Consider the following 25,958-nt stretch of genomic DNA (forward strand, 5'->3'; position numbering starts at 1 on the left):
ACAAAGACCATGACCTTAAAAGAATTGTTAGTAGGCTTCGGCACCCAGGTACGCAGTATCTGGATGATCGGCCTGCATGCGTTCGCGAAACGCGAAACGCAGATGTACCCGGAAGAGCCGGTCTATCTACCGCCTCGTTACCGTGGCCGTATCGTGCTGACGCGCGACCCGGACGGCGAGGAGCGTTGCGTTGCCTGTAACCTGTGTGCGGTAGCCTGCCCGGTAGGCTGTATCTCGCTGCAAAAAGCAGAGATGAAAGATGGTCGCTGGTATCCTGAGTTTTTCCGTATCAACTTCTCACGCTGCATTTTCTGCGGCCTGTGCGAAGAAGCCTGTCCGACGACGGCCATTCAGCTCACCCCCGATTTTGAAATGGGTGAGTACAAGCGCCAGGACCTGGTTTATGAGAAAGAGGATCTGCTGATCTCCGGTCCGGGCAAATACCCGGAATATAACTTCTACCGGATGGCAGGTATGGCAATCGACGGCAAAGATAAGGGCGAAGCAGAGAACGAAGCCAAGCCTATCGACGTCAAGAGCCTGTTACCGTAAGGAGAGGGGCAATGGAGTTCGCTTTTTATATCTGTGGCCTGATCGCCATTCTCGCAACCTTGCGAGTCATCACCCATACCAATCCGGTACACGCGCTGCTGTATCTGATTATTTCGCTGCTGGCGATTTCCGGGGTGTTTTTCTCGCTGGGCGCTTACTTTGCCGGTGCGCTGGAAATTATCGTTTATGCGGGCGCCATCATGGTGCTGTTCGTGTTCGTGGTCATGATGCTCAACCTCGGCGGTTCGGAAATCGAACAGGAACGCCAGTGGCTGAAACCGCAGGTGTGGATTGGCCCGGCGATTTTGTCGGCCATCATGCTGGTGGTGATCGTGTACGCCATTCTGGGCGTCAACGACCAGGGTATCGACGGTACGCCAATTAGCGCCAAAGCGGTCGGTATCTCGCTGTTTGGGCCTTACGTTCTGGCGGTCGAACTGGCCTCTATGCTGCTGCTGGCCGGTCTGGTTGTCGCCTTCCACGTCGGTCGCGAAGAGCGTGTGGGCGAAGTGCTGAGCAACCGTCCTGGTGACAGCGCGAAAAGAAAAACGGAGGAGCACGCATGATCCCCTTACAACATGGACTGATCCTCGCGGCGATTTTATTCGTGCTGGGCTTAACCGGTCTGGTTATCCGCCGCAATCTGCTGTTTATGCTGATTGGGCTGGAAATCATGATTAACGCCTCCGCGCTGGCCTTCGTGGTCGCCGGGAGCTACTGGGGCCAGACGGATGGTCAGGTGATGTACATTCTCGCCATCAGCCTTGCGGCTGCGGAGGCGAGTATTGGCCTGGCGCTGTTACTGCAACTTCATCGCCGTCGCCAGAACCTGAACATCGATTCAGTAAGTGAGATGCGTGGATGAACATGCTTGCCTTAACCATTATTCTGCCATTGATTGGCTTTGTATTACTGGCGTTCTCTCGCGGTCGCTGGTCGGAAAACCTCTCCGCGACCGTGGGCGTCGGCTCCATTGGCCTGGCGGCGCTGGTGACGGCGTTTGTCGGCGTTGACTTCTTCGCTAACGGCAAGCAGGCGTTCAGCCAGCCGCTGTGGACGTGGATGTCGGTGGGTGATTTCAACATCGGTTTCAACCTGGTGCTGGACGGCCTGTCGCTGACCATGCTCTCGGTAGTGACCGGCGTGGGTTTCCTGATCCACATGTTCGCCTCCTGGTATATGCGCGGTGAAGAGGGATACTCCCGCTTCTTCGCCTACACCAACCTGTTTATCGCCAGCATGGTTATTCTGGTGCTGTCCGATAACCTGCTGCTGATGTACCTCGGCTGGGAAGGCGTGGGTCTGTGCTCCTATCTGCTGATCGGTTTCTACTACACCGATCCGAAGAATGGCGCTGCGGCAATGAAAGCGTTTGTTGTGACCCGTGTGGGCGACGTGTTCCTCGCGTTTGCGCTGTTCATTCTGTACAACGAACTGGGCACCCTGAACTTCCGCGAAATGGTGGAACTGGCGCCAGCGCACTTCGCCGACGGCAACAACATGCTGATGTGGGCGACGCTGATGCTGCTGGGCGGCGCGGTAGGTAAATCTGCGCAGCTGCCGTTGCAGACCTGGCTTGCAGACGCGATGGCGGGCCCGACGCCTGTCTCCGCGCTGATCCACGCCGCGACGATGGTTACCGCCGGTGTTTACCTGATTGCCCGTACCCACGGCCTGTTCCTGATGACGCCGGAAGTGCTGCATCTGGTGGGGATCGTTGGGGCGATTACGCTGGTGCTGGCCGGTTTCGCCGCGCTGGTGCAGACCGACATCAAACGTGTTCTCGCTTACTCCACCATGAGCCAGATTGGCTACATGTTCCTGGCGCTGGGCGTCCAGGCGTGGGATGCGGCGATTTTCCACCTGATGACGCACGCCTTCTTTAAAGCGCTGCTGTTCCTGGCGTCCGGCTCGGTGATTCTGGCCTGCCACCACGAACAGAACATCTTCAAGATGGGCGGCCTGCGTAAGTCTATTCCGCTGGTGTATCTCTGCTTCCTGGTGGGCGGCGCGGCGCTGTCGGCTCTGCCGCTGATTACCGCCGGCTTCTTCAGTAAGGATGAGATTCTGGCTGGCGCGATGGCGAATGGTCATATCAATCTGATGGTTGCAGGTCTGGTCGGTGCGTTCATGACCTCCTTGTACACCTTCCGTATGATTTTCATCGTGTTCCACGGTAAAGAACAAATTCACGCTCATGCAGGGAAGGGGATTACGCATCACCTGCCGCTGATTGTGCTGATGGTACTGTCCACCTTTGTTGGCGCGCTGATTGTGCCGCCGTTGCAGGGTGTGCTGCCGCAGACGACCGAGCTTGAGCATAGCCGCGTGATGACCCTGGAAATTGCCTCCGGCGTGGTTGCGATTGTCGGCATCCTGATTGCCGCATGGCTGTGGCTGGGTAAACGTACTCTGGTGACTTCTGTCGCCAACAGTGCGCCGGGCCGTCTGCTGGGCACCTGGTGGTATAACGCCTGGGGCTTCGACTGGCTGTACGACAAAGTGTTCGTGAAGCCGTTCCTCGGCGTCGCCTGGCTGCTGAAACGCGACCCGCTCAATGCGCTGATGAACGTTCCGGCTATCCTTTCCCGCTTTGCAGGTAAAGGCCTGCTGCTCAGCGAGAACGGATATTTGCGCTGGTATGTGGCATCCATGAGCATCGGTGCGGTCGTTGTGCTGGCGCTGTTGATGGTACTGCGTTGAGTTTGAGGATTGTGGGGTTGATGTCGGATGGCGCTGGCGCTTATCCGACCTACGGGAATCTGTAGGCCCGGTAAGCGTTAGCGCCACCGGGCAAAAAAGGCCGCAATCCGAAGTGAATTTTCTGTTGTGAGAATTCGTTGAAAATCAGGTCCTGATGGGACTTTAACAAGGAATAAAGATCGCCATGTTACTACCCTGGCTAATATTAATTCCCTTTATCGGTGGCTTTCTGTGCTGGCAGACCGAACGCTTCGGCGTGAAGGTGCCGCGCTGGATTGCGCTGATCACCATGGGACTGACGCTGGCGCTTGGCCTGCAACTGTGGTTGCAGGGCGGCTATTCACTGACGCAAGCCGCTGGCATTCCGCAGTGGCAGTCTGAGTTCATTCTGCCGTGGATCCCGCGCTTCGGCATCTCTATCCATCTGGCTATCGACGGTTTGTCGCTGCTGATGGTGGTGCTGACCGGTCTGCTGGGCGTTCTGGCGGTACTCTGCTCCTGGAATGAAATCGAAAAATATCAGGGCTTCTTCCACCTGAACCTGATGTGGATTCTGGGCGGCGTTATCGGCGTGTTCCTTGCCATCGACATGTTCCTGTTCTTCTTCTTCTGGGAAATGATGCTGGTGCCGATGTACTTCCTGATCGCGCTGTGGGGGCACAAAGCCTCTGACGGTAAAACGCGTATCACGGCGGCTACCAAGTTCTTCATCTATACCCAGGCGAGCGGTCTGGTGATGCTGATTGCCATCCTGGCGCTGGTGTTTGTACACCACAATGCGACCGGCGTCTGGACCTTCAACTACGAAGACCTGCTGAAAACGCCGATGTCGCACGGGGTGGAATACCTGCTGATGCTGGGTTTCTTCATCGCGTTTGCGGTGAAAATGCCGGTGGTTCCGCTGCACGGCTGGCTGCCGGACGCGCACTCCCAGGCGCCGACCGCAGGTTCCGTTGACCTCGCCGGTATTTTGCTGAAAACGGCGGCTTACGGTCTGCTGCGCTTCTCGCTGCCGCTGTTCCCGAACGCCTCCGCCGAGTTTGCGCCGATTGCGATGTGGCTGGGTGTGATTGGCATCTTCTACGGCGCGTGGATGGCTTTCACCCAGTACGACATTAAACGTCTGATTGCGTACACTTCCGTTTCGCACATGGGCTTCGTACTGATTGCTATCTACACCGGCAGCCAGTTGGCGTACCAGGGCGCTGTAATCCAGATGATTGCGCACGGTCTGTCGGCAGCGGGTCTGTTCATCCTGTGTGGTCAGCTGTACGAACGTCTGCATACGCGTGATATGCGTATGATGGGCGGTCTGTGGAGCAAAATTAAATGGTTGCCTGCGCTGTCGATGTTCTTCGCGGTGGCGACGCTCGGTATGCCGGGCACCGGTAACTTCGTTGGCGAATTTATGATTCTGTTCGGTAGCTACCAGGTGGTTCCGGTCATTACCGTGATCTCAACCTTTGGTCTGGTGTTTGCTTCCGTTTACTCGCTGGCGATGCTGCATCGCGCTTACTTCGGTAAAGCGAAGAGCCAGATTGCCAGCCAGGACATGCCAGGGATGTCGCTGCGAGAGCTGTTTATCATCCTGTTGCTGGTCGTGCTTCTGGTACTGCTTGGCTTCTATCCGCAGCCGATTCTGGATACCTCGCATTCTGCGATGAGCAACATCCAGCAGTGGTTTGTTAATTCCGTTACTACTACAAGGCCGTAAATCGCCATGACAATAACTCCACAACACCTGATTGCGCTGCTACCGCTGCTGATCGTCGGCTTGACGGTGGTGGTTGTGATGCTCTCCATTGCGTGGCGACGCAATCACTTCCTCAATGCCACGCTGTCGGTCATTGGGCTTAACGCCGCGCTGGTTTCGCTCTGGTTTGTCGGCCAGGCGGGCGCGATGGACGTCACCCCGCTGATGCGCGTTGACGGTTTCGCCATGCTTTACACCGGGCTGGTTCTGCTGGCGAGTCTTGCCACCTGTACCTTTGCCTATCCGTGGCTTGAAGGCTATAACGACAACCAGGAAGAGTTCTACCTGCTGGTGCTGATTGCCGCATTGGGCGGTATTCTGCTGGCGAACGCCAACCACCTGGCGGCGCTGTTCCTCGGTATTGAGCTGATCTCTCTGCCGCTGTTTGGCCTGATTGGTTACGCCTTCCGTCAGAAACGCTCGTTGGAAGCCAGTATCAAATACACCATTCTGTCTGCCGCAGCGTCTTCCTTCCTGCTGTTCGGTATGGCGCTGGTGTACGCGCAGTCTGGCAACCTGTCGTTTGTCGCGCTCGGTAAGAGCCTCGGCGACGGCATGCTGCATGAACCGCTGCTGCTGGCGGGCTTCGGTCTGATGATTGTTGGTCTCGGCTTTAAACTCTCGCTGGTGCCGTTCCACCTGTGGACGCCAGACGTATACCAGGGCGCGCCTGCGCCGGTTTCCACCTTCCTGGCGACGGCGAGCAAAATCGCTATCTTCGGCGTGGTGATGCGTCTGTTCCTGTACGCGCCGGTTGGCGACAGCGAAGCGGTACGTATCGTGCTGGGCGTGATTGCCTTTGCCTCCATCATCTTCGGTAACCTGATGGCGCTGAGCCAGACCAACATTAAGCGTCTGCTCGGTTACTCCTCTATCTCTCACCTCGGCTATCTGCTGGTGGCGTTGATCGCCCTGCAAAGCGGCGAGATGTCGATGGAAGCCGTTGGCGTTTATCTGGCCGGTTATCTGTTCAGCAGCCTCGGCGCGTTCGGCGTGGTCAGCCTGATGTCCAGCCCGTTCCGTGGCCCGGATGCCGATTCGCTGTTCTCCTACCGTGGTCTGTTCTGGCATCGTCCGATCCTCGCGGCGGTGATGACCGTGATGATGCTCTCTCTGGCGGGTATCCCGATGACGCTGGGCTTTATCGGCAAATTCTACGTACTGGCGGTCGGTGTACAGGCCAGCCTGTGGTGGCTGGTTGCCGCGGTGGTGGTCGGTTCCGCGATTGGTCTCTACTACTACCTGCGTGTTGCGGTAAGCCTCTATTTGAGCGCGCCGCAGCAGCTTAACCGTGATGCGCCGTCTAACTGGCAGTACAGCGCGGGCGGTATTGTGGTTCTGATCTCCGCGCTGCTGGTTCTGGTGCTGGGTATCTACCCGCAACCGCTGATTAGCATCGTGCAGTTAGCTACGCCGCTGATGTAAGCGAAAGCAGAAACGAAAAAACCCGCCACGGCGGGTTTTTTTATGCCCTGAACGTCAGGACGTTAACTCAGCAACTGACGGCTGACCAGCGGCCCGCTGACGTTTTGCGCGGCGCGTTCCATTACTTCCTGAATCACCGACGACAGTTCGTTGACTTCAAACTTCGCGACATAACCATCCGCTTTAACTTTACGCACATGATCTTCGTTGGCGCTGCCGGAAAGGGAAGAGTGGATCACTACCGGAATTTTCTTCAGGCGCTCGTCGGTTTTGATCTTACGCGTCAGGGTGAAACCGTCCATCTCCGGCATTTCGAGGTCGGTCAGCACCAGAGCGATTTTCTCGCTAATTGGTTTGCCTTCCGCCTCCGCTTCTTTCGCCAGTTGCTGGATTTTCTCCCAGGCATCCTGACCGGTAACGTGCATCTGATGCGGGATCTCCATCGCATTCAGCCCTTTCTCCAGCATGGCGCGGGCAACTTTAGAATCTTCCGCCACAATCGCCACCGCACCCGGCGTGATGTTGAACTTGCTGGTTTTCAAATTGGTGGCGCGCAAGTCGTGATTTGACGGCACGATATCATAGAGAATTTGCTCTACGTCGAGTACCAGCGCCAGGTTGTTGGTCTCTTTGTCTTCATCCAGACAGGCAATGCTGGTGATATAGCGGCCGTTAACCGCTTTCTCGGCGGTATGCACCTGCTGCCAGTCCAGACGCATAATATTCTCGACGGACTCCACCGCAAATGCCTGTACGCTGCGCGCATATTCGGTGATCAGCAGGATGTTAAGCCCGTTCTCCGGTTTACATCCGGCCACGGCGGGCAGGTCGATGACCGGGATCACCTGATTGCGGATGTTGACCATACCTAAAAGCGGGGCTTTCATTCCGGCAGGGCGCGTAAATGTGGGCATTGGCACAATTTCGCGCAGTTTGAATACGTTGATGCCAAATAGCTCCGACTTCTGCTCATGCAGCGATGTGCCGAGACGGAATAACAGCAGTTCAAAGCGGTTAGACAGGGTTAAGTTAGCCCTGTCATCAATATCTTTCTGGAAATTATCCATCGCATCCTCAATATGAAAGCCAGCCTTTTCTCTGTTATCGGCACTGAGGAAGAAAAATGGAGCGTTAAACCGTGAAAACGGCGAAATCGTGAGCCAACGCAGTTGCGGGGAAGATCGCCTGGCATTCTGCCAGCAGGCGTTGACAGCCTCTGTCGTCGTAACGCGAGCTGACGTGAGTAATGATGAGCTGGCCTACCTCGGCATTGTGCGCCAGCTGCGCGGCCTGCCTGGTGGAGCTGTGCCCACGGCTGTTGGCTTTTTCTTCCATTGAGGTATCCAGCGTTGCTTCGTGCACCATTACGTCCACGCCTTTTGCCAGCGTGATGGCCGACGCGCATGGCGCGGTGTCGCCAAATATCGCCACCGATTTCCCGGGCGTGGCTGGCGCGAGAAAATCGGCGCCGTTAATAACGCGACCATCGTTCAGGGTGACGGTTTTACCCGCTTTCAGATCCTGAAACAGCGGGCCGGGCTTCACGTCTGCCGCTTTTAGCGCACTGGCATCCAGTGCGCCGGGCTTGTCATGCTCTTCAATCCGATAGCCATAGCATTCAAGCGGATGCTCAAGCGCAAAGGCGGTCACTTTGCGCAGACCGTCGTCCAGAATTTCGCCGGCGGTAATTTCAACGATCTCCAGCGGATAATCAGTCCAGGAGCCGCTAAGGCGCAATGCGGTTTCGGTGAACTCGCGAATGCCTTTGGGGCCGTAAATCGTCAGCGGCTGTGCGTTTCCCGCCATCGAACGGCTGCACAGCAGACCGGGCAAACCGAAAAGGTGATCGCCATGCAGATGGCTGATGAAAATGCGATCGAGCTTACCCGGGTTGAACGCGGTGTTGAGCATCTGGTGCTGGGTGCCTTCACCGCAGTCGAATAACCATAGCCCCGCCTGCGTCGGGTGCTGTAAATTCAGTAATATTGCCGTGACATTACGCGTGCGGGTAGGAACGCCGGCAGAAGTACCTAAAAAAATTAATTCCATTATTTCATTACACGTTTAAAAAATATTCTGGCTAGTATAAAGCGAATACGTAAAAGGAGCGCACCATGATTCACTGGCAAGACCTGCATCATTCTGAATTATCCGTCCCGCAACTCTATGCGTTACTGAAATTGCGCTGCGCGGTATTTGTGGTTGAACAACAGTGTCCGTATCTGGATGTGGACGGCGATGACCTGGTGGGGGAGAACCGTCATATCCTGGGCTGGCATAACGATGAGCTGGTAGCGTATGCGAGGATTCTGAAAAGCGACGACGAACTGGAGCCGGTGGTGATTGGGCGCGTGATCGTCAGCGAAGCGCTGCGCGGCGAAAAACTGGGGCAACAGCTTATGGCGCAGACCCTGGCATCCTGCGAGCAACACTGGCCGGAGAAGGCGCTTTACCTCGGCGCACAGGCGCATCTGCAATCCTTCTATGCGCGATTCGGTTTTGTTCCGGTGACGGACGTTTATGACGAAGACGGTATCCCGCACATGGGTATGGCGCGTGAGGTTAGCCAGGTGTGATGTTCCGGTTTTGTCTATAGTTAGTGGGAACGTTAATCGAAAGGGAGAGTATAATGTCTTTTCATTCTTATGGTTCACGTATTGATGACGACCTGGAACTTCTGAGCGAAACGCTGGAAGAGGTGCTGCGTTCCTCCGGCGATCCTGCCGATCAAAAATATGTTGAGTTAAAAGCACGCGCAGAACGGGCGCTTGAAGAGGTAAAAAATCGCGTCAGCCATGCGTCTGACAGCTACTATTACCGCGCAAAACAGGCGGTTTATAAAGCGGATGATTACGTGCATGAAAAACCCTGGCAAGGGATTGGCGCAGGCGCGGCGGTCGGCCTGGTGCTGGGACTACTGCTGGCGCGGCGGTAATGTAACCGGGATCGCATTTCCTCCCTAAACGGGGGTACTGCTTTTTCTCCGCTGTACCCCGTATAATGTGAGGTTTTTAACAGGGAGAGGTCCGCGTGCATTCAATCACTACTGCGCTGGAAAATCTGCGGCGCCAGTTATCGCAGGAGATACCGGCGGCGCCAGGAATGCGTATTGTTGATGTGCCTTTCCCTCTGAATGATGCGTTTGACGCATTAAGCTGGCTGGCCAGTCAGGCCATCTGGCCGCAATTTTACTGGCAACAGCGTAACGGCGATGAAGAAGCCGCGGTGCTCGGCGCCGTTGAAACGTTCCCCTCTCTCGAACAGGCGCAACACTTTCTCCGCCAGCATGAATCACAATCCGATTTGCGTATCTGGGGACTGAATGCGTTTGAACCGCAGCAGGGGCATTTGCTGCTGCCGCGTCTTGAATGGCGACGTGCTGGCGCTGTGGCAACGCTGCGGCTGTATCTCTACAGCCCGGTTTCACTGCGTGAAGACGCCGGGCGGGCGATCGCGTTTCTCTCTTCATTAAGGGGCGTAAAGCCGATCCCGGCGCTGCGCCTGCACCTGACGGGCGAGCAGCACTGGCCGGATAAAGCGGGCTGGAGTAGCCTGATTCAGCTTGCCACGCAGACTATCGCTGAAGACGATCTCGACAAAGTGGTGCTGGCGCGGGCGACGGATTTGCAGTTTTCCCATTCGGTGAATGCCGCCGCCGTGATGGCGTCCAGTCGCCGTTTAAACCTTAACTGCTACCATTTTTTTATGGCGTTCTCCGCCGGAAGCGCCTTTCTTGGCTCGTCGCCGGAACGCCTTTGGCGGCGACGTGAAACGGCATTGCGCACCGAGGCGCTGGCCGGCACGGTGGCGAATCATCCCGACGACCATCAGGCCTGGCAACTGGGCGAATGGTTGATGAAGGATGATAAAAACCAGCGTGAAAACATGCTGGTGGTGGAAGATATTTGTCAGCGCCTGCAAAGCTGCACCCACTCGCTCGATGTTTTGCCGCCGCAGGTGCTCAGATTACGCAAAGTACAGCATCTGCGCCGCTGTATCTGGACGGCGCTCAATCAGGCTGACGACACGCTCTGTTTGCTACAGCTACAGCCCACGGCAGCCGTCGCGGGGATTCCGCGTGAACGGGCGCGCGCGTTTATTCAGCAACATGAACCGTTTGAACGTGAGTGGTACGCCGGGTCGGCGGGTTATCTGTCTTTACAGCAAAGCGAATTCTGCGTGACGCTGCGCTCGGCGAAAGTCGCGGCGAACGTTGTTCGTCTGTATGCCGGGGCAGGCATTGTGCGCGGGTCTGACCCGGAACAGGAATGGCAAGAGATCGACAACAAAGCAGCCGGGCTACGCACGTTATTACAGATGGAAAGCTAATGAGTCGCACATACACCTCATCCTTCAGGCGGTCTGCTGAATGATTTTGTGTATATTCCCGACTCATATCAATAATCCATTTTTTCTGATCCTTATACTGAGTCGCAATATTGATACCGGACAATCTCATGTCAGTAAGCGCATTTAACCGACGCTGGGCGGCGGTCATTCTGGAAGCACTCACTCGCCACGGCGTCAGGCATGTTTGCATTGCCCCTGGCTCCCGCTCCACGCCTTTAACCCTGGTGGCAGCGGAAAATTCAGCCTTTATTCATCACACGCACTTTGATGAGCGTGGTCTTGGTCATCTGGCGTTAGGGCTGGCGAAAGTCAGTAAGCAGCCCGTTGCCGTTATCGTTACTTCCGGTACGGCGGTGGCAAATCTCTATCCGGCTCTGATTGAAGCGGGGCTTACCGGTGAAAAACTGATTTTATTGACTGCGGACCGTCCGCCGGAACTGATTGACTGCGGCGCGAATCAGGCGATTCGTCAGGCCGGGATGTTCGCTTCTCATCCTTCTCAAACGCTCTCTTTGCCGCGCCCGACGCAGGATATTTCCGCGCGCTGGCTGGTCTCCACCCTTGATAACGTCCTGGCGACGCTGCATGCCGGCGCGGTACACATCAACTGTCCGTTTGCGGAACCGCTGTATGGCGATATGGACGACACGGGGCTTACCTGGCAGCAGAGCCTTGGCGACTGGTGGCAGGATGATAAACCCTGGCTGCGCGAAGCGCGTCGGCTGGAAAGCGACAAACAGCGCGACTGGTTCTTCTGGCGGCAAAAACGCGGCGTAGTGGTGGCCGGGCGCATGAGCGCGGAAGAGGGCAAGAAAGTCGCGCTTTGGGCGCAGACGCTGGGCTGGCCGCTGATTGGCGACGTGCTGTCGCAAACCGGGCAGCCGCTGCCGTGCGCCGATCTCTGGCTGGGCAATGCGAAGGCCGTCACTGAGCTTCAGCAGGCGCAAATTGTGGTACAACTCGGCAGCAGCCTGACCGGAAAGCGCCTGCTGCAATGGCAGGCCGCCTGCGAGCCGGAAGAGTACTGGATTATTGATAATATCGAAGGTCGCCTGGACCCGGCGCATCATCGCGGACGCAGGCTGGTGGCGAAAATCGCCGACTGGCTGGAGCTGCATCCGGCGGAGAAACGCCATCCCTGGTGCGTCGATATCCCGCGCCTGGCAGAGCAGGCGTGGCAGGCGGTTGTCGCGCGTCGCGATATGTTCGGCGAAGCGCAACTGGCGCACCGCATTCGCGACTATCTGCCGGAACAAGGGCAACTGTTTGTCGGCAACAGCCTGGTGGTGCGCCTGATTGACGCGCTGTCGCAGCTACCGGCGGGCTACCCTGTGTACAGCAACCGGGGAGCCAGCGGTATTGATGGTTTGCTCTCGACGGCGGCGGGCGTTCAGCGCGCCAGCGCGAAATCGACGCTGGCTATCGTCGGCGATCTGTCTGCGCTCTACGATCTCAACGCACTGGCGCTATTGCGCCAGGTGTCCGCGCCGTTTGTGCTGATTGTGGTGAATAACAACGGCGGGCAAATTTTCTCTCTGCTGCCGACGCCGCAGAGCGAGCGCGAGCGGTTTTACCTGATGCCGCAAAACGTCCACTTTGAACACGCGGCGGCCATGTTTAACCTCAAATATCACCGCCCGCAAAGCTGGGATGAGCTGGATGCGGCGCTGGCTGGCGCCTGGCGAACGCCGACAACCACGGTGATTGAGCTGGTCGTGAACGATACCGACGGGGCGCAAACCCTGCAACAGCTGCTGGCGCAGGTGAGCCATCTATGATCCTGCGCGCGCAGGCGAACGGTGGTCAGCCGGGGTCTCCCTGGCTGGTTTTTCTGCATGGATTTTCCGGTGATTGCCGGGAATGGCAGCAGATCGGTGAGCAGTTTCCCGACTTTTCGCGCCTGTATATCGACTTGCCTGGTCACGGCGATTCTGCCGATATTCGTGTCAGCGGCTTTGCTGATGTGTGCGACTTATTGCGTAACACATTATTTAGTTACAACATACTTAAATACTGGCTGGTCGGCTACTCGCTCGGCGGCAGAGTGGCGATGATGGCGGCGTGCCAGACTCTGCCGGGTCTTTGCGGGCTGGTGGTTGAAGGCGGCCACCCGGGACTGCAACGCGAGGCCGAGCGTGACGCGCGCCGACTGTCTGACGGTCGTTGGGCGGCGCGCTTTCGCCGTGAACCGCTGCGCGACGTGTTTACTGACTGGTATCAGCAGCCGGTTTTCGCTTCGCTGGATGCTTCGCAAAGAGAGGCATTAGTCACGCTGCGCAGCCAGAACAATGGCGAAACGCTGGCGGCGATGCTGGAGGCAACCTCGCTTGCCGTACAGCCTGATTTACGCGCGCGGCTAAATGCGCGCACATTTCCGTTTTATTATTTATGTGGTGAACGCGACAGCAAATTCCGCGCGCTGGCGGCGGAGTTGTCTGTACCTTGCCATATGATTCGTAACGCCGGACACAACGCGCATCGGGAAAACCCCGCAGGCGTGGTGGACAGTCTGGCTCAGATTCTGCGTCTCTGACTAAAGGACACACTATGATCTATCCTGATGAAACAATGCTTTACGCACCGGTTGAATGGCACGACTGCTCCGAAGGTTACACGGACATTCGTTATGAAAAATCCACCGATGGTATTGCAAAAATCACCATTAACCGTCCACAGGTGCGCAACGCATTCCGTCCTTTGACCGTCAAAGAGATGATCCAGGCGCTGGCGGATGCCCGGTATGACGACAACGTGGGCGTCATTATTCTGACCGGCGAAGGCGAGAAAGCTTTCTGTGCGGGCGGCGACCAGAAGGTACGCGGCGACTACGGCGGATACCAGGATGATTCCGGCGTGCATCACCTGAACGTACTGGATTTCCAGCGCCAGATCCGTACCTGCCCGAAACCGGTCGTGGCGATGGTTGCAGGGTACTCTATCGGCGGCGGTCACGTACTGCACATGATGTGTGACCTGACCATCGCGGCGGAAAACGCCATCTTCGGCCAGACGGGCCCGAAAGTCGGCTCCTTCGACGGCGGCTGGGGCGCTTCCTATATGGCGCGTATCGTCGGGCAGAAAAAAGCGCGTGAAATCTGGTTCCTGTGCCGTCAGTACGACGCTAAACAGGCGCTGGATATGGGGCTGGTCAACACCGTCGTACCGCTGGACTCCCTTGAAAAAGAGACCGTGCGCTGGTGCCGCGAAATGTTGCAGAACAGCCCGATGGCGCTGCGCTGCCTGAAAGCGGCGCTGAACGCCGACTGCGACGGTCAGGCGGGTCTACAGGAGCTGGCGGGCAACGCCACGATGCTGTTCTACATGACGGAAGAAGGTCAGGAGGGCCGCAACGCTTTCAACCAGAAACGTCAGCCTGATTTCAGCAAATTCAAACGGAATCCGTAATGCGTAGCGCGCAGGTGTACCGCTGGCAGATCCCCATGGACGCGGGGGTGGTTCTGCGCGACAGGCGGTTAAAAACTCGCGACGGGCTGTATGTCCGTCTGTGCGACGGCGAGCGCGAAGGGTGGGGGGAGATCTCCCCGCTTCCGGGTTTCAGCCAGGAAACCCTGGAGGAGGCGCAGGCCGCGCTGCTGGACTGGGTTAACGGCTGGCTGCAAGGCCAGTCAACGTTGCCTGAAGTGCCCTCCGTGGCGTTTGGCGTTAGCTGCGCGCTGGCGGAGGCGGCGGGGACGTTGCCAGAGGCGGCGGATTACCGCGCTGCGCCGCTGTGTACGGGCGATCCAGACGATCTGGTGCTGCAACTGGCTGATATGCCTGGCGAGAAAGTCGCCAAGATCAAAGTCGGTCTGTACGAAGCAGTACGCGATGGAATGGTGGTCAACCTGCTGCTGGAGGCGGTTCCCGATCTGCATCTGCGTCTGGATGCCAATCGCGCCTGGACGCCGCTGAAAGCGCAGCAGTTCGCGAAATACGTCAACCCGGACTACCGTGCCCGCATCGCCTTCCTCGAAGAACCGTGTAAAACCCGCGACGACTCCCGCGCTTTTGCGCGTGAAACCGGGATTGCGATTGCCTGGGATGAAAGTCTGCGTGAAGACGATTTTGTCTTTGCGGCGGAAGCGGGCGTCAGCGCGGTGGTCATCAAACCGACGCTCACCGGAAGCCTGGAAAAGGTTCGCGAGCAGGTACAGGCCGCGCATACGCTGGGACTGACGGCGGTGATCAGCTCTTCCATCGAGTCGAGCCTCGGCTTAACGCAGCTGGCGCGTATTGCCGCGTGGCTGACGCCGCAGACCATTCCGGGTCTGGATACGCTAAGCCTGATGCAAACCCAGCAGGTGCGCCGCTGGCCGGGCAGCGCTTTGCCGTGTGTTAGCGACGATGCGCTGGAACGGCTGCTATGAGCCTCCGGGAAATGCCCGATAGCGCAAGCGTATCGGGCCTCCAGCCGTCATCTTTTAATGACTGGCCGTGGCGTCACTGGCGGCAGGTACGGGGAGATGCGCCTGCCTTACGCCTTAATGATGAAGTGCTAAGCTGGCGCACACTCTGTACCCGTATTGACGCGCTGGCGAGCGGTTTTGCCGCTCAGGGCGTCTCTGAAGGCTGCGGCGTGATGCTGCGCGCCTGGAATCATCCGCAAACGCTGCTGGCCTGGCTGGCTTTACTGCAATGCGGGGCAAGAGTCCTGCCGATTAACCCGCAGCTTCCGCAACCGCTGCTCGACGCGCTGCTGCCGGACTTAACGCTCCGGTTTGCTTTGCTGCTGGAGGGGGAGAATACCTTCCCGGCGTTGCAACCGCTGCAAATGCAGCAAGAGTCAGGCGAACATGCCGCAGGCTGGCAGCCGACGCGGCTGAGTTCAATGACGCTGACCTCTGGCTCAACCGGATTACCCAAAGCCGCAGTGCATACCTGCCAGGCGCATCTGGCCAGCGCGGAAGGGGTGCTGTCCCTGATGCCGTTTGCCGATGGGGATGACTGGCTGTTATCGCTGCCGCTGTTTCATGTTTCCGGCCAGGGCATTATGTGGCGCTGGTTGTTTGCGGGCGCCCGAATGACCGTGCGTGAGAAGCAGCCGCTGGAAGCAATGCTGCAAGGGTGTACGCATGCGTCTCTGGTTCCCACTCAGCTGTGGCGGCTGCTGGAGAATCCTGCATCGGTAACGTTGAAAGCGGTACTGCTGGGCGGCGCGGCTATCCCGGTTGAACTGACGGAGCAGGCTCGCGCGCAGGGTATTCGCTGCTGGTGCGGTTATGGCCTGACGGAATTTGCCTCGACGGTGTGCGCGAAAGAGGCCGACGGCCTGGGCGATGTCGGCGCGGTGTTACCGGGGCGGGAAGTCCGAATCGTGAATGACGAAGTCTGGCTACGCGCCGCCAGCATGGCGGAAGGCTACTGGCGCGACGGTAAGCTGATCCCGCTGGTGAACGGCGAAGGCTGGTTTGCTACCCGCGATCGCGGCGAACTGAACGATGGTAAGCTGACGATTGCCGGTCGGCTGGATAATCTGTTCTTCAGCGGCGGAGAAGGCATTCAGCCGGAAGAGGTGGAACGCGTTATCTCGGCGCATCCATATGTTCTACAGGCGTTCGTGGTGCCGGTAGAGGACAGGGAGTTCGGCCATCGTCCGGTGGCGGTGGTGGAATATGACGCGCAGGCCGGGAACGTCGATCTCGCGGAATGGGTGAAAGACAAGCTGGCGCGTTTTCAGCAGCCGGTATGCTGGTTGACGTTGCCATCAGCGCTGAAAAACGGCGGGATCAAAGTTTCGCGCCGGGCATTGCAGGAGTGGGTGCGCGCTAACCGTCCGTAATGTAAGCAACACGGGAGCCGCAGCTCCCGTGGAAACGGTTATTTCGCTTCTTTTAACGCCCGCAGGGCAGCGGCGACGCCCGCGCCATAGTCAGGATGAACTTCGCTAAACAAGCCAATCTGACGCTGCTGAATAAATTCCGGCACATCTTTCATGTCGTCGGCGATGCGCGCGAACATACGCTGATGTTCTTCATCACTCAGCAACTCATACAGCTTACGCGGCTGGCTGAAGTAGTCCGTATCTTCCCGATGATCCCAGTGCGCGGCAGCGCCTTCGACAGAGAGCGGCGGTTCGCTGAAATCAGGCTGTTCCTGGAAGACGCCAAAGCTGTTTGGCTCATAGGTTGGGCCGTTGCCGCTGTTGCCGTCCACCCGCATCGCGCCGTCACGATGGTAGTTATGGAACGGGCAGCGCGGGGCGTTGACCGGGATCTGCTGATGGTTAACGCCCAGACGATAGCGGTGCGCATCGCCATAGGAGAAGAGACGCCCCTGCAACATACGGTCAGGGGAGAAGCTAATCCCCGGCACGACGTTCGCCGGATTCATCGCCACCTGTTCCACTTCGGAGAAATAGTTTTCCGGGTTGCGGTTCAGTTCCAGCACGCCGACTTCAATCAGCGGGTAATCGCCGTGCGGCCATACTTTGGTCAGATCAAACGGGTTGTACGGCACCTGTGAGGCTTCGGCTTCCGGCATGATCTGCACGTAGAATTTCCAGCGGGGGAAGTTGCCCTGTTCAATGGCGTTGTACAGGTCGCGCTGAGAACTTTCGCGATCGTCCGCCACCAGGCGTTTCGCTTCGTCATCCATCAGGTTGGCGATGCCCTGCTGCGATTTCAGGTGGAATTTCACCCAGAAACGTTCGTTGTCGCTGTTGATAAAGCTGAATGTGTGGCTACCGAAACCGTGCATCGTACGGTAAGAGAAAGGCAAACCCCGGTCGCTAAAGTCGATAGTCAACTGGTGCAGCGATTCCGGCAGATGGGAGAAAAAGTCCCATTTGTAGGTCGGATTGCGCAGGTTGGTGCGTGGGTCGCGCTTCACGACATGGTTCAGATCCGGGAATTTCAGCGGATCGCGCAGATAGAAAACGGGCGTGTTGTTACCCACCAGATCCCAGTTGCCCTCTTCAGTGTAAAACTTGATCGCAAACCCGCGAATATCGCGCTCGGCATCCGCCGCGCCGCGCTCTCCCGCCACGGTGGAAAAACGCAGGAACAGATCCGTTTTTTTACCGGGCTCCGAAAAGATTTTTGCGCGAGTGTAACGTGAAATATCGTGCGTGACGGTGAAGGTGCCGTACGCGCCTGAGCCTTTGGCATGCATACGGCGCTCAGGGATCACTTCACGATCGAAGTGGGCCAGTTTTTCCAGGAACCAGATGTCCTGTAGCAGCATGGGGCCGCGTGGGCCAGCGGTTGCAACGTTGTTATTATGGGCGACAGGCACGCCTGCTGCGGTGGTGAGTCCTTTTTTGCTCATCTTTATCTCCCGACGATCGTTAGAAAAAATGTTTAATTTCCGTTTAATTTCGGAAACTAATGTAGAAAATATTTGTGAATGAAATATTGATCTCGGGCAATGACTGCTGCGCTAAACGTCTCTTCTTGTAACGTTTAATAAACCTGAAAGGTAGTGTTTAGTTACAATATGTTATTAGATCGCTTTTTTAGCTCATTGATTCTGTTGCGCCTGGCAGTACAATCCTGCGGTTTTGGGGTCTTTTGTTTATTTCTTTGCTGGAAAGGGTAAAAATGAAAAAAAGCATTTTATTAGGCGTTGCCGGACTGTTGTTCGCTTCTGCATCGGCGAATGCGATGAGCATTAGCGGCCAGGCGGGTAAAGATTACACCAACGTTGGCGTAGGTTTCGGTACTGAATCCACCGGGCTGGCGTTGAGCGGCAACTGGATGCATAACGACGACGATGGCGACGCTGCCGGCGTGGGGCTCGGCCTGAATATTCCGGTTGGGCCGCTGCTGGCAACGGTTGGTGGGAAAGGCGTTTATACCAATCCGAACGACGGCGATGAAGGCTATGCGGCGGCGGTAGGCGGCGGGTTACAGTGGAAAATCGGCGACAGCTTCCGTCTGTTTGGCGAGTATTACTACTCTCCAGATTCACTGTCCAGCGGCATCGACAGCTATGAAGAAGCCAATGCCGGAGCGCGCTTTACCATTATGCGTCCGCTGAGCATTGAAGCGGGCTATCGCTATCTGAACCTGGCGGGTAAAGACGGCAACCGTGACAACGCGATTGCCGATGGCCCGTACGTCGGCGTTAACGCCAGCTTCTGATTTTCGGGCGCGGCATCCGTCGCGCCGTTTCCTGTATGCTATCGCGTTCTTTCCCGGTTTGTTTCCTCTGAGTTTCTTACTCCGCCCCAGCGGGCTTTGCGTTATAGTGTTTTCATCATAGAAGCAGGAGAACACGATGTTAAACGTGGAGATGTTATCCACCGGGGATGAAGTGTTGCACGGGCAAATCGTCGACACGAATGCCGCCTGGCTGGCCGATTTTTTCTTTAATCAGGGGTTGCCGTTATCACGCCGAAATACGGTGGGAGATAATCTGGATGCGCTGGTCGCCATTTTACGCGAACGTAGCGAACATGCTGACGTGCTGATTGTGAATGGCGGCCTGGGGCCGACCAGCGATGATTTAAGCGCGCTGGCCGCCGCCACGGCGAAAGGTGAAGGTCTGGTGCTTCATGACGCGTGGCTGGCTGAGATGGAGCGTTTTTTCCATGAGCGCGGACGGGTTATGGCGCCGAGTAACCGCAAGCAGGCAGAACTGCCCGCCAGCGCCGAGTTTATTAATAACCCGGTTGGCACCGCCTGTGGGTTTGCGGTGAAGCTAAATCGCTGCCTGATGTTCTTTACCCCGGGCGTCCCGTCTGAATTTAAGGTGATGGTCGAGCATGAAATTATGCCGCGTCTGCGTGCGCGTTTTGCGCTTCCTGAACCGCCGGTTTGTCTGCGACTCACCACGTTTGGACGTTCGGAAAGCGATCTGGCGCAGAGCCTCGATTCGCTGCCGCTACCGGCGGGCGTGACGATGGGATATCGCTCTTCAATGCCGATTATTGAACTGAAACTCACCGGCCCGGATGCGCAGCGGGACGCGATGCTGGCGCTATGGCCGGAGGTGAAGCGGGTGGCAGGGCAGAACCTGATTTTTGAAGGGACGGAAGGACTGCCTGCGCAAATCGCCCGTTGTTTGCAGACGCGCCAGCTTAGCCTGACGCTCAGCGAACAGTTCACCAGCGGGCTGCTGGCTTTGCAGCTTTCCCGTGCGAATGCGCCGATTCTTGCCAGCGAAGTGGTGCCTTCCCAGGAAGAGACGCTGGCTCAGACCGCGCACTGGACGACAGAGCGACGGAGCAACCACTACGCCGGACTGGCGCTGGCGGTATCCGGGCTGGAAAACGACCACCTTAATTTCGCGCTGGCGACGCCGGATGGGACATTTGCCCTGCGCGTGCATTTCAGCGCCAGCCGCTACAGTCTGGCGGTGCGGCAGGAAGTTTGCGCCATGATGGCGCTGAATATGGTGCGTCGGTGGTTAAACGGTCAGGATATTGCCAGTGAACATGGCTGGATTGAGGTAGTGGAGTCGTTAACCCTGTAGCCTGATGGCGCTGCGCTTATCGGGCCTGCCGTGGTTTGCAGGCCCGATAAGACGTTAACGCGCTTAACCTAATGCCTGGGCAAGCAGGGTAATCGGATGTTCGCAGCGTTTGCTTGTCGACATCTCAATTTGCCACTTACAGGTTTCACAGTCGGTCACCACAATATCCGCGCCGCTCTCTTCAATCTGGCGGAACAGCGGGGCGCCGATGGATTGCGAGGTGGGGTAGTTTTCCTTTTTAAAACCGTAGGTTCCGGCAATCCCACAGCACTGGGAGTCCAGCACGGTCAGTTCCAGACCTGGGATCTGGCGCAGCAACTCCAGCGTATAGAGTGTCCAGCCCATCTTTTCCATATGGCACGGCGTATGGTAAACCACCTTCAGCGGTAATTTTTTCAGCGGCAGCGTCTGGCCTGCATCGATCTTACGCCACAGCCAGCGGGTCGCGAGTTCGATATGCTCACGCAGCCCGCTGTTATCCACGTCCAGCACTTCCGGGTATTCATCACGTAGGGCAAAGGTGCAGGTTGATGAGGTTGCGATAACCGGAATGCCTTTTACGCCAATCGCTTCTCTGAGCGACGCCACATTGCTCACCGCCTGCTTGCGCGCTTTATCGGTAAAACCGTTGGCGATCAGCGGCACGCCGCAACACTTCTCTTTACTTAACAACTGCACGCCGGTGCCCATTGCGTTCAGGACTTTAATTAAATCCTTACCGAGCTGCGGATGGTTGTAATTGACGAAGCAGCCGTGGAAGAAGGCGACCTGATCTTTGTACTGCGCCTGCTGTGCCGCAACGCTGCGATACCAGCGGCGGAAGGTGCCGAAGGAGTATTTCGGCAGCGTGCGGCGATGGTCGATCTTCAACGCATAGTCGAGCAACTGACGAACCGGTTTCAGCGACGTCGCGGTATTGACGACCGGGGCGAACGGCGTAGAGACGCTGCCCATTAAATCGGTGTGGCTTAAGATAAAGTTGCGCAGCGACGGGCGCGAAGTGTCATACCTGGCGCGCGCGCGCTGGATGATATCGCCAATTTTAACGTCTGACGGGCAGGCCACTTCGCAGCGTTTGCAGTTAATGCAGTATTTCAGCGCATCGTCGTACAGCGCGCCGTCTTTCAGGCGCAGGCGCTCGCCGTCCGGCCCTGCCTGTTTGGGGCCTGGGTAGCCAGGATTCACCCGGCTGACCGGGCAGGCGGTGGTGCACACCGTGCATTTGATACAACTCTCGAAACTCGTATCGCTCATTGCTGACCTCCTGCACGTTCTGCAATATGACGTGCGGCGTGTAAGGCGCTGACTGCGCATACGCCGCCTCCGCATCCCTGGGCTATCGGATCGAATCCGCCGAGCACCGAGCCGATGGCAAACAGATTTTCTACGGTCTGCCCCGCCAGTGAGGGGCGCAGCGCATCATCGGTCGTGACGCCAAACTGCTGCCAGGGTTGCGCATCAAAGAAATCACGCTGATACCATTCGGCGCGGGTGGCCGTTTGCTGAACGTCCAGTCCCATAATGTGTTCGCGAATGCCGTCGCGTTCGGCGACCAGGCCGCTGCTGAAGAAGCTGCCACTGGCGAGTACCGCAAAGCGCGGGCGCAGAGGAATGTCGGCATGGTTGCGGGTCCAGACTTCGCTCACGACGCCGTTACGGCAGGTCACTTTTTTCACCTCGTCGCCCGGCATCCAGATCCCGCCCTGACGAACAAACTGGCGCTGCAAGCGATTGTGCAGGCGAATGCCCGGCACGGAAGGCGGCAGCGTCGGCAGCAAATTCAGTGAGCAGGGCAGGCGTTCATTGAGCCAGCGCCAGAGGCTGTCATCCGCCAGGCCGAAACAGGCGGGCATGATGATCATGTCGCAGGTTTTTGCTATCGGTAAGAGCGCGTCGTGGAGCAACGGCCATTTTTCTTCGTTATCGAGCAAACGCGCAATATTCACCGCACGAAACTCCGTCGGGTTATCGCGTAATACGTCCAGCTCAGGCAGGTCGATCTCTGCCGTCTCTACCGTGAGATGGTGCTGACGCAGCGACGCCGCCGCGAGGTGCGCCTGAAAGTCCAGTAAACCGCTGATGCCGACGACGCAAATGCGTTGCGCGGCCAGCGGCCAGACGGGCACTTCTGGCGAGCTTAGCCAGGTGGCGCGCAATGTTCCCAACGGCGTGACACGCAGATGCGACTGTTGTACATCGCCCTGTAAATGCGCGCCAGACGCTTCCAGCAACGCTTGCGCCTGCTGCGCCAGTTCCAGAACGGTTGACGCGCCAATTGTGGTGTAAGGGTGCGTCGGCGCTTGTTCGCGTAACGCATTCAGACCTTCAGTGATATTTGTGACGGGCTGACCGTCCGGCAGGGTGCTGAGTAGATCCAGCGAGCCGGAGGAGAAGTGCAGCGCGCTTTGGCCGCGAGTGACGATTGCACAGCGCAAACCGTGTTTTTGCAATTCCAGGCCACACAGTAATCCAGCGAGACCGCCACCCATAATGACCGTATCAAATTTCATCCTGGTGCTCCTTCTCCAGACCGCACAATCCCTGATAAACCCAGCGCGTGAACTCGCTTTCGCGCAGCGCGTCTCCCCAGGCGACAGGTTGTACGCCTTTCCAGCGTTCATTGAGGAACGCAGAAAGCTGAGTGATGGACTGGGCGGCGGTAGTGACATTAAAACGTTGCAGCAGCCCGGCGGCGCGGCAGGCGCACAGTTCTCCCTGACATGTGCCCATGCCTACGCGGGTACGGCGGCGCAGATCCAGCAGGCTGTTGACGGTTAAATTTTCGACGGCGTACTGCACTTCGCCTGCGGTGACTGCTTCGCATTCACAGACCAGGCTGCGGTGCTGGCGACCTTCGCTGAGCCAGGCCGGAGTACGATCGCCATGACGATAGACGGCGGAACCGCGTAGCGGGGCGGGCAGCGAGATCACGCGTTTAAGCGTGTTTTCCGTGGGTTCTTGTGAGCCGGGAAGGGCGGTTTGCGCCGTGACGCAGGGGCGAGTGTTGCCCAGTTTTCGGCATACCGCGTCGGTTGCCCATTCCGCCATCAGGCGGTAGGTCATCAGCTTACCACCCGTAATGGTGATAAACCCGTCCAGCCCGTCGCGTGCAGCATGGTCAAACAGCACAATGCCGCGGCTGACATTACGACCGCTCGGATCGTCATCGCTGGCGACCAGCGGACGCACGCCCGAGTAGGCGCGCAAAATGCGCGTTTTCGCCATCACCGGCGCCAGTTTTTCCCCTTCACGCAGCAGAATATCAACCTCTTCCGCAGTGACGCGGTTGCTGTCGATCTCGTTGTAGTCAATGTGGGTCGATGTGGTGCCGATGAGCGAGATGGTATCGCCGGGCACCAGAATATCGGCGTCGGACGGCTTGCGGCAGCGGTTAATCACATGCTGGTTAATGCGATGATCCATAATCAGCAGCGACCCTTTCGCCGGGAACATGCGGATGCTCAGATCGGCGTATTCCGCAATGCGCTGACCCCAGATGCCTGCGGCATTCACCACGACCGGCGCATGCAGCGATTGGCTTTCCCCTGTGAGATGGTTATGCACGTTCACGCCGCAAATGGTCGCGCCTTCGCGAATAAGTCCGGTGACTTCATGCGCCGTTAAAATGATTGCGCCATGTTCTCTGGCATCCAGCATATTCGCGGCGGTCAGCCGGAAGGGATCGACAGTGCCGTCAGGCACTTTCACCGCGCCAATCAGCTGCGGATTGACGGCCGGTTCGATCAGCCGCGCCTGTTGCGGATCAATTGCTTCGGCGCGAATACCCGCCTCTTCGCAGGCGCGAATAAAGGTGGCCTGGAAGGATAATTCGTCTTCCGGCAAGGTAATGAACAGACCGTCCGTTGGCTCAATGCAGTGGCGGGCGATCCGTTTCAGAATCTGGTTTTCGCTGATGCATTCGCGGGCAGACTCCGCGTCGGTAACGGCATAGCGGGCGCCGCTATGCAGCAGGCCGTGGTTACGGCCGGTTGCGCCGGTCGCGATATCGTGGCGCTCAACTAAGATAACGCGCAATCCGCGTAGCGCACAGTCTCGGGCGATCCCTGCGCCTGTGGCTCCCCCACCAATGATAATCACGTCACTTGTTTGCGAGTCGCGAGTTTTCATGGTTATCCCTCACAGTTCGTTTTTTATCATTTAGCCACATAAAAAGCATGGTTTGTTTGATTTCGCGCATAATCGCTCATGATTCGAAAATGAAACGTGATTTCGTGCGCTTTTCTGAACATTTGTCATAAATGTGTAACAATCTGTGCTGTAATTCACATTAACGACAGGTATCTTTACTTAACATCGCGCCCACACTGGGAGCAGCGAGGTTGGTTAGTTAAACGAACTGCGGTGTTTACCTCTAATAAGACACGGCCACGGAGGCTACATATGTTAAGTATTTTTAAACCTGCGCAACATAAAACGCGCTTGCCAGCAGCGGAGATTGATCCGACATATCGTCGGCTGCGCTGGCAGATTTTCCTGGGGATTTTCTTTGGTTATGCCGCTTACTATCTGGTGCGTAAGAACTTTGCGCTGGCGATGCCTTACCTGGTAGAGCAGGGATTCTCGCGCGGCGATCTGGGTTTTGCGCTGTCCGGGATCTCCATCGCCTATGGTTTTTCGAAATTTATCATGGGGTCGGTCTCCGACCGCTCGAATCCGCGCGTTTTCCTGCCCGCAGGGTTGATTCTGGCGGCGGCCGTGATGTTGTTTATGGGCTTTGTGCCGTGGGCCACATCCAGCATTGCCGTGATGTTCGTGCTGCTGTTCCTTTGCGGCTGGTTCCAGGGAATGGGGTGGCCGCCGTGCGGTCGTACAATGGTGCACTGGTGGTCACAGAAAGAACGTGGCGGTATCGTCTCCGTCTGGAACTGCGCGCATAACGTTGGCGGCGGTATTCCTCCGCTGCTGTTCCTGCTGGGGATGGCCTGGTTTAATGACTGGAAAGCCGCGCTCTACATGCCGGCGTTTGGTGCGATCCTGGTGGCGATTTTCGCTTTCGCGCTGATGCGCGATACGCCGCAGTCCTGCGGTCTGCCGCCGATTGAAGAGTACAAAAACGACTACCCGGATGATTACAACGAAAAAGCGGAAGAAGAGCTGACTGCAAAACAGATCTTTATGCAGTACGTGCTGCCGAACAAACTGTTGTGGTACATCGCGATTGCTAACGTGTTCGTTTACCTGCTGCGTTACGGCATCCTCGACTGGTCGCCGACCTACCTGAGAGAAGTGAAACACTTTGCGCTGGATAAATCGTCCTGGGCGTATTTCTTGTACGAATATGCCGGTATCCCGGGTACGCTGCTGTGCGGCTGGATGTCGGATAAAGTGTTCCGTGGCAACCGTGGCGCAACGGGCGTGTTCTTTATGACGCTGGTGACCATTGCTACGGTTGTTTACTGGCTGAACCCTCCAGGAAATCCGACCGTGGATATGGCCTGTATGATTGTTATCGGCTTCCTGATTTATGGCCCGGTCATGCTGATTGGTCTGCACGCGCTGGAACTGGCGCCGAAAAAAGCGGCAGGTACGGCGGCGGGCTTCACCGGCCTGTTTGGCTATCTCGGCGGTTCCGTCGCGGCGAGCGCTATTGTCGGCTATACCGTTGACTTCTTCGGCTGGGACGGCGGCTTCATGGTGATGATCGGCGGCAGCGTTCTGGCGGTTATCCTGCTGATTATCGTGATGATTGGCGAAAAACGCCACCATGAAGAGCTGATGTTGAAACGCAACGGAGCTTAAG

The 25,958-nt window shown here is 57.3% G+C and carries 23 protein-coding genes; 17 read left to right on the forward strand and 6 right to left on the reverse strand.

Annotation, left to right across the window (positions count from 1 at the left end; translation table 11 throughout):
• The first annotated feature begins 9 nt into the window (after window positions 1-9).
• From nuoI to nuoN, 6 genes are all read left to right on the forward strand, one after another.
• Window positions 10-552: an NADH-quinone oxidoreductase subunit NuoI gene (gene nuoI, locus OGV83_RS11400; protein WP_012131497.1), complete on the forward strand. Its 543-nt coding sequence runs from the start codon at window positions 10-12 to the stop codon at window positions 550-552.
• 11 nt (window positions 553-563) lie between these two features.
• The gene (gene nuoJ / locus OGV83_RS11405; RefSeq protein ID WP_012131498.1) at window positions 564-1,118 is read left to right on the forward strand and encodes an NADH-quinone oxidoreductase subunit J; all 555 of its coding nucleotides are present in this window, start codon (window positions 564-566) and stop codon (window positions 1,116-1,118) included.
• The gene (gene nuoK, locus OGV83_RS11410; RefSeq protein WP_000612644.1) at window positions 1,115-1,417 is read left to right on the forward strand and encodes an NADH-quinone oxidoreductase subunit NuoK; all 303 of its coding nucleotides are present in this window, start codon (window positions 1,115-1,117) and stop codon (window positions 1,415-1,417) included. Before nuoJ ends, nuoK begins: the two co-directional genes overlap by 4 nt.
• Window positions 1,414-3,255, forward strand: a complete 1,842-nt coding sequence (gene nuoL / locus OGV83_RS11415; RefSeq protein WP_012131499.1) for an NADH-quinone oxidoreductase subunit L — start codon at window positions 1,414-1,416, stop codon at window positions 3,253-3,255. The genes nuoK and nuoL overlap by 4 nt, the downstream gene beginning before the upstream one ends.
• A 184-nt stretch (window positions 3,256-3,439) precedes the next feature.
• Window positions 3,440-4,969 (forward strand): NADH-quinone oxidoreductase subunit M, encoded by a 1,530-nt coding sequence (nuoM, locus tag OGV83_RS11420; protein ID WP_012131500.1) that lies wholly within the window; start codon window positions 3,440-3,442, stop codon window positions 4,967-4,969.
• A 6-nt stretch (window positions 4,970-4,975) separates the two neighbouring features.
• A complete protein-coding gene (gene nuoN / locus OGV83_RS11425; RefSeq protein WP_012131501.1) occupies window positions 4,976-6,433 on the forward strand; it encodes an NADH-quinone oxidoreductase subunit NuoN in 1,458 nt (485 codons plus the stop codon).
• A gap of 62 nt (window positions 6,434-6,495) precedes the next feature.
• Here nuoN and OGV83_RS11430 read toward each other — a convergent pair whose 3' ends face one another.
• Together OGV83_RS11430 and rbn are read right to left on the reverse strand one after the other, a co-directional pair.
• A complete protein-coding gene (locus OGV83_RS11430; RefSeq protein WP_115609069.1) occupies window positions 6,496-7,500 on the reverse strand; it encodes a chemotaxis protein in 1,005 nt (334 codons plus the stop codon).
• Between the two features lie 64 nt (window positions 7,501-7,564).
• Window positions 7,565-8,482 carry a ribonuclease BN gene (gene rbn / locus OGV83_RS11435; protein WP_286463607.1) on the reverse strand — a complete coding sequence of 306 codons (918 nt, stop codon included), beginning with the start codon at window positions 8,480-8,482 and terminating at the stop codon, window positions 7,565-7,567.
• A 65-nt stretch (window positions 8,483-8,547) separates the two neighbouring features.
• Between rbn and OGV83_RS11440 the strand changes: the two genes are divergently transcribed.
• The 8 genes from OGV83_RS11440 to menE all read left to right on the forward strand — a co-directional run bounded on the left by OGV83_RS11440 (window position 8,548) and on the right by menE (window position 16,562).
• Entirely contained in the window at window positions 8,548-9,009 is a 462-nt protein-coding gene (locus OGV83_RS11440; RefSeq protein WP_047462350.1) for a GNAT family N-acetyltransferase, read from the forward strand.
• A gap of 53 nt (window positions 9,010-9,062) precedes the next feature.
• Window positions 9,063-9,368 carry a stress response protein ElaB gene (elaB, locus tag OGV83_RS11445; protein ID WP_012131505.1) on the forward strand — a complete coding sequence of 102 codons (306 nt, stop codon included), beginning with the start codon at window positions 9,063-9,065 and terminating at the stop codon, window positions 9,366-9,368.
• 95 nt (window positions 9,369-9,463) lie between these two features.
• Window positions 9,464-10,762 (forward strand): isochorismate synthase MenF, encoded by a 1,299-nt coding sequence (gene menF / locus OGV83_RS11450; RefSeq protein ID WP_286463608.1) that lies wholly within the window; start codon window positions 9,464-9,466, stop codon window positions 10,760-10,762.
• A gap of 128 nt (window positions 10,763-10,890) precedes the next feature.
• Complete coding sequence (gene menD, locus OGV83_RS11455; protein ID WP_286463609.1) at window positions 10,891-12,561, forward strand: 2-succinyl-5-enolpyruvyl-6-hydroxy-3-cyclohexene-1-carboxylic-acid synthase; 1,671 nt, start codon at window positions 10,891-10,893, stop codon at window positions 12,559-12,561.
• On the forward strand, window positions 12,558-13,316 hold the full coding sequence (gene menH, locus OGV83_RS11460) for a 2-succinyl-6-hydroxy-2,4-cyclohexadiene-1-carboxylate synthase (protein WP_114848249.1): 759 nt from the start codon (window positions 12,558-12,560) through the stop codon (window positions 13,314-13,316). The genes menD and menH overlap by 4 nt, the downstream gene beginning before the upstream one ends.
• 14 nt (window positions 13,317-13,330) lie before the next feature.
• The gene (menB, locus tag OGV83_RS11465) at window positions 13,331-14,188 is read left to right on the forward strand and encodes a 1,4-dihydroxy-2-naphthoyl-CoA synthase (protein ID WP_012131509.1); all 858 of its coding nucleotides are present in this window, start codon (window positions 13,331-13,333) and stop codon (window positions 14,186-14,188) included.
• Window positions 14,188-15,150, forward strand: a complete 963-nt coding sequence (gene menC / locus OGV83_RS11470; protein ID WP_012131510.1) for an o-succinylbenzoate synthase — start codon at window positions 14,188-14,190, stop codon at window positions 15,148-15,150. Before menB ends, menC begins: the two co-directional genes overlap by 1 nt.
• Window positions 15,147-16,562, forward strand: a complete 1,416-nt coding sequence (menE, locus tag OGV83_RS11475; protein ID WP_286463610.1) for an o-succinylbenzoate--CoA ligase — start codon at window positions 15,147-15,149, stop codon at window positions 16,560-16,562. The genes menC and menE overlap by 4 nt, the downstream gene beginning before the upstream one ends.
• 38 nt (window positions 16,563-16,600) lie before the next feature.
• Here the strand turns inward: menE and OGV83_RS11480 are convergent, their stop codons facing one another.
• Window positions 16,601-18,049, reverse strand: coding sequence for a catalase (locus OGV83_RS11480; RefSeq protein WP_286458012.1), 1,449 nt, complete (start codon window positions 18,047-18,049; stop codon window positions 16,601-16,603).
• Between the two features lie 272 nt (window positions 18,050-18,321).
• Between OGV83_RS11480 and OGV83_RS11485 the strand changes: the two genes are divergently transcribed.
• Window positions 18,322-18,864, forward strand: coding sequence for a YfaZ family protein (locus tag OGV83_RS11485; protein ID WP_047462367.1), 543 nt, complete (start codon window positions 18,322-18,324; stop codon window positions 18,862-18,864).
• A gap of 136 nt (window positions 18,865-19,000) precedes the next feature.
• The gene (locus tag OGV83_RS11490) at window positions 19,001-20,197 is read left to right on the forward strand and encodes a nicotinamide mononucleotide deamidase-related protein YfaY (protein WP_012131514.1); all 1,197 of its coding nucleotides are present in this window, start codon (window positions 19,001-19,003) and stop codon (window positions 20,195-20,197) included.
• 63 nt (window positions 20,198-20,260) lie between these two features.
• Here the strand turns inward: OGV83_RS11490 and glpC are convergent, their stop codons facing one another.
• From glpC to glpA, 3 genes are read right to left on the reverse strand one after another with little or no spacing between them, the layout of a single operon-like run.
• Window positions 20,261-21,451: an anaerobic glycerol-3-phosphate dehydrogenase subunit GlpC gene (glpC, locus tag OGV83_RS11495; protein ID WP_198447478.1), complete on the reverse strand. Its 1,191-nt coding sequence runs from the start codon at window positions 21,449-21,451 to the stop codon at window positions 20,261-20,263.
• Window positions 21,448-22,707, reverse strand: coding sequence for a glycerol-3-phosphate dehydrogenase subunit GlpB (glpB, locus tag OGV83_RS11500; RefSeq protein WP_286463612.1), 1,260 nt, complete (start codon window positions 22,705-22,707; stop codon window positions 21,448-21,450). Before glpB ends, glpC begins: the two co-directional genes overlap by 4 nt.
• On the reverse strand, window positions 22,697-24,325 hold the full coding sequence (glpA, locus tag OGV83_RS11505) for an anaerobic glycerol-3-phosphate dehydrogenase subunit A (protein ID WP_114848246.1): 1,629 nt from the start codon (window positions 24,323-24,325) through the stop codon (window positions 22,697-22,699). The genes glpB and glpA overlap by 11 nt, the downstream gene beginning before the upstream one ends.
• Before the next feature lie 273 nt (window positions 24,326-24,598).
• On the opposite strand from glpA, the gene glpT reads away from it, so the two are divergent.
• Window positions 24,599-25,957 carry a glycerol-3-phosphate transporter gene (glpT, locus tag OGV83_RS11510; protein ID WP_047462375.1) on the forward strand — a complete coding sequence of 453 codons (1,359 nt, stop codon included), beginning with the start codon at window positions 24,599-24,601 and terminating at the stop codon, window positions 25,955-25,957.
• The last annotated feature ends 1 nt before the right edge of the window (window position 25,958 follow it).

The organism is Citrobacter sp. CK189 (genome assembly GCF_030333505.1).
Taxonomy (GTDB): Bacteria; Pseudomonadota; Gammaproteobacteria; order Enterobacterales; family Enterobacteriaceae; genus Citrobacter_B; species Citrobacter_B koseri.

Bases quoted from the DNA above. Each gene is read 5' to 3' on its own strand.
- nuoI (WP_012131497.1), top strand. From the start codon at position 10: ATGACCTTAAAAGAATTGTTAGTAGGCTTCGGCACCCAGGTACGCAGT.
- nuoJ (WP_012131498.1), top strand. From the start codon at position 564: ATGGAGTTCGCTTTTTATATCTGTGGCCTGATCGCCATTCTCGCAACC.
- nuoK (WP_000612644.1), top strand. From the start codon at position 1,115: ATGATCCCCTTACAACATGGACTGATCCTCGCGGCGATTTTATTCGTG.
- nuoL (WP_012131499.1), top strand. From the start codon at position 1,414: ATGAACATGCTTGCCTTAACCATTATTCTGCCATTGATTGGCTTTGTA.
- nuoM (WP_012131500.1), top strand. From the start codon at position 3,440: ATGTTACTACCCTGGCTAATATTAATTCCCTTTATCGGTGGCTTTCTG.
- nuoN (WP_012131501.1), top strand. From the start codon at position 4,976: ATGACAATAACTCCACAACACCTGATTGCGCTGCTACCGCTGCTGATC.
- OGV83_RS11430 (WP_115609069.1), bottom strand. From the start codon at position 7,500: ATGGATAATTTCCAGAAAGATATTGATGACAGGGCTAACTTAACCCTG.
- rbn (WP_286463607.1), bottom strand. From the start codon at position 8,482: ATGGAATTAATTTTTTTAGGTACTTCTGCCGGCGTTCCTACCCGCACG.
- OGV83_RS11440 (WP_047462350.1), top strand. From the start codon at position 8,548: ATGATTCACTGGCAAGACCTGCATCATTCTGAATTATCCGTCCCGCAA.
- elaB (WP_012131505.1), top strand. From the start codon at position 9,063: ATGTCTTTTCATTCTTATGGTTCACGTATTGATGACGACCTGGAACTT.
- menD (WP_286463609.1), top strand. From the start codon at position 10,891: ATGTCAGTAAGCGCATTTAACCGACGCTGGGCGGCGGTCATTCTGGAA.
- menH (WP_114848249.1), top strand. From the start codon at position 12,558: ATGATCCTGCGCGCGCAGGCGAACGGTGGTCAGCCGGGGTCTCCCTGG.
- menB (WP_012131509.1), top strand. From the start codon at position 13,331: ATGATCTATCCTGATGAAACAATGCTTTACGCACCGGTTGAATGGCAC.
- menC (WP_012131510.1), top strand. From the start codon at position 14,188: ATGCGTAGCGCGCAGGTGTACCGCTGGCAGATCCCCATGGACGCGGGG.
- menE (WP_286463610.1), top strand. From the start codon at position 15,147: ATGAGCCTCCGGGAAATGCCCGATAGCGCAAGCGTATCGGGCCTCCAG.
- OGV83_RS11480 (WP_286458012.1), bottom strand. From the start codon at position 18,049: ATGAGCAAAAAAGGACTCACCACCGCAGCAGGCGTGCCTGTCGCCCAT.
- OGV83_RS11485 (WP_047462367.1), top strand. From the start codon at position 18,322: ATGAAAAAAAGCATTTTATTAGGCGTTGCCGGACTGTTGTTCGCTTCT.
- OGV83_RS11490 (WP_012131514.1), top strand. From the start codon at position 19,001: ATGTTAAACGTGGAGATGTTATCCACCGGGGATGAAGTGTTGCACGGG.
- glpC (WP_198447478.1), bottom strand. From the start codon at position 21,451: ATGAGCGATACGAGTTTCGAGAGTTGTATCAAATGCACGGTGTGCACC.
- glpB (WP_286463612.1), bottom strand. From the start codon at position 22,707: ATGAAATTTGATACGGTCATTATGGGTGGCGGTCTCGCTGGATTACTG.
- glpA (WP_114848246.1), bottom strand. From the start codon at position 24,325: ATGAAAACTCGCGACTCGCAAACAAGTGACGTGATTATCATTGGTGGG.
- glpT (WP_047462375.1), top strand. From the start codon at position 24,599: ATGTTAAGTATTTTTAAACCTGCGCAACATAAAACGCGCTTGCCAGCA.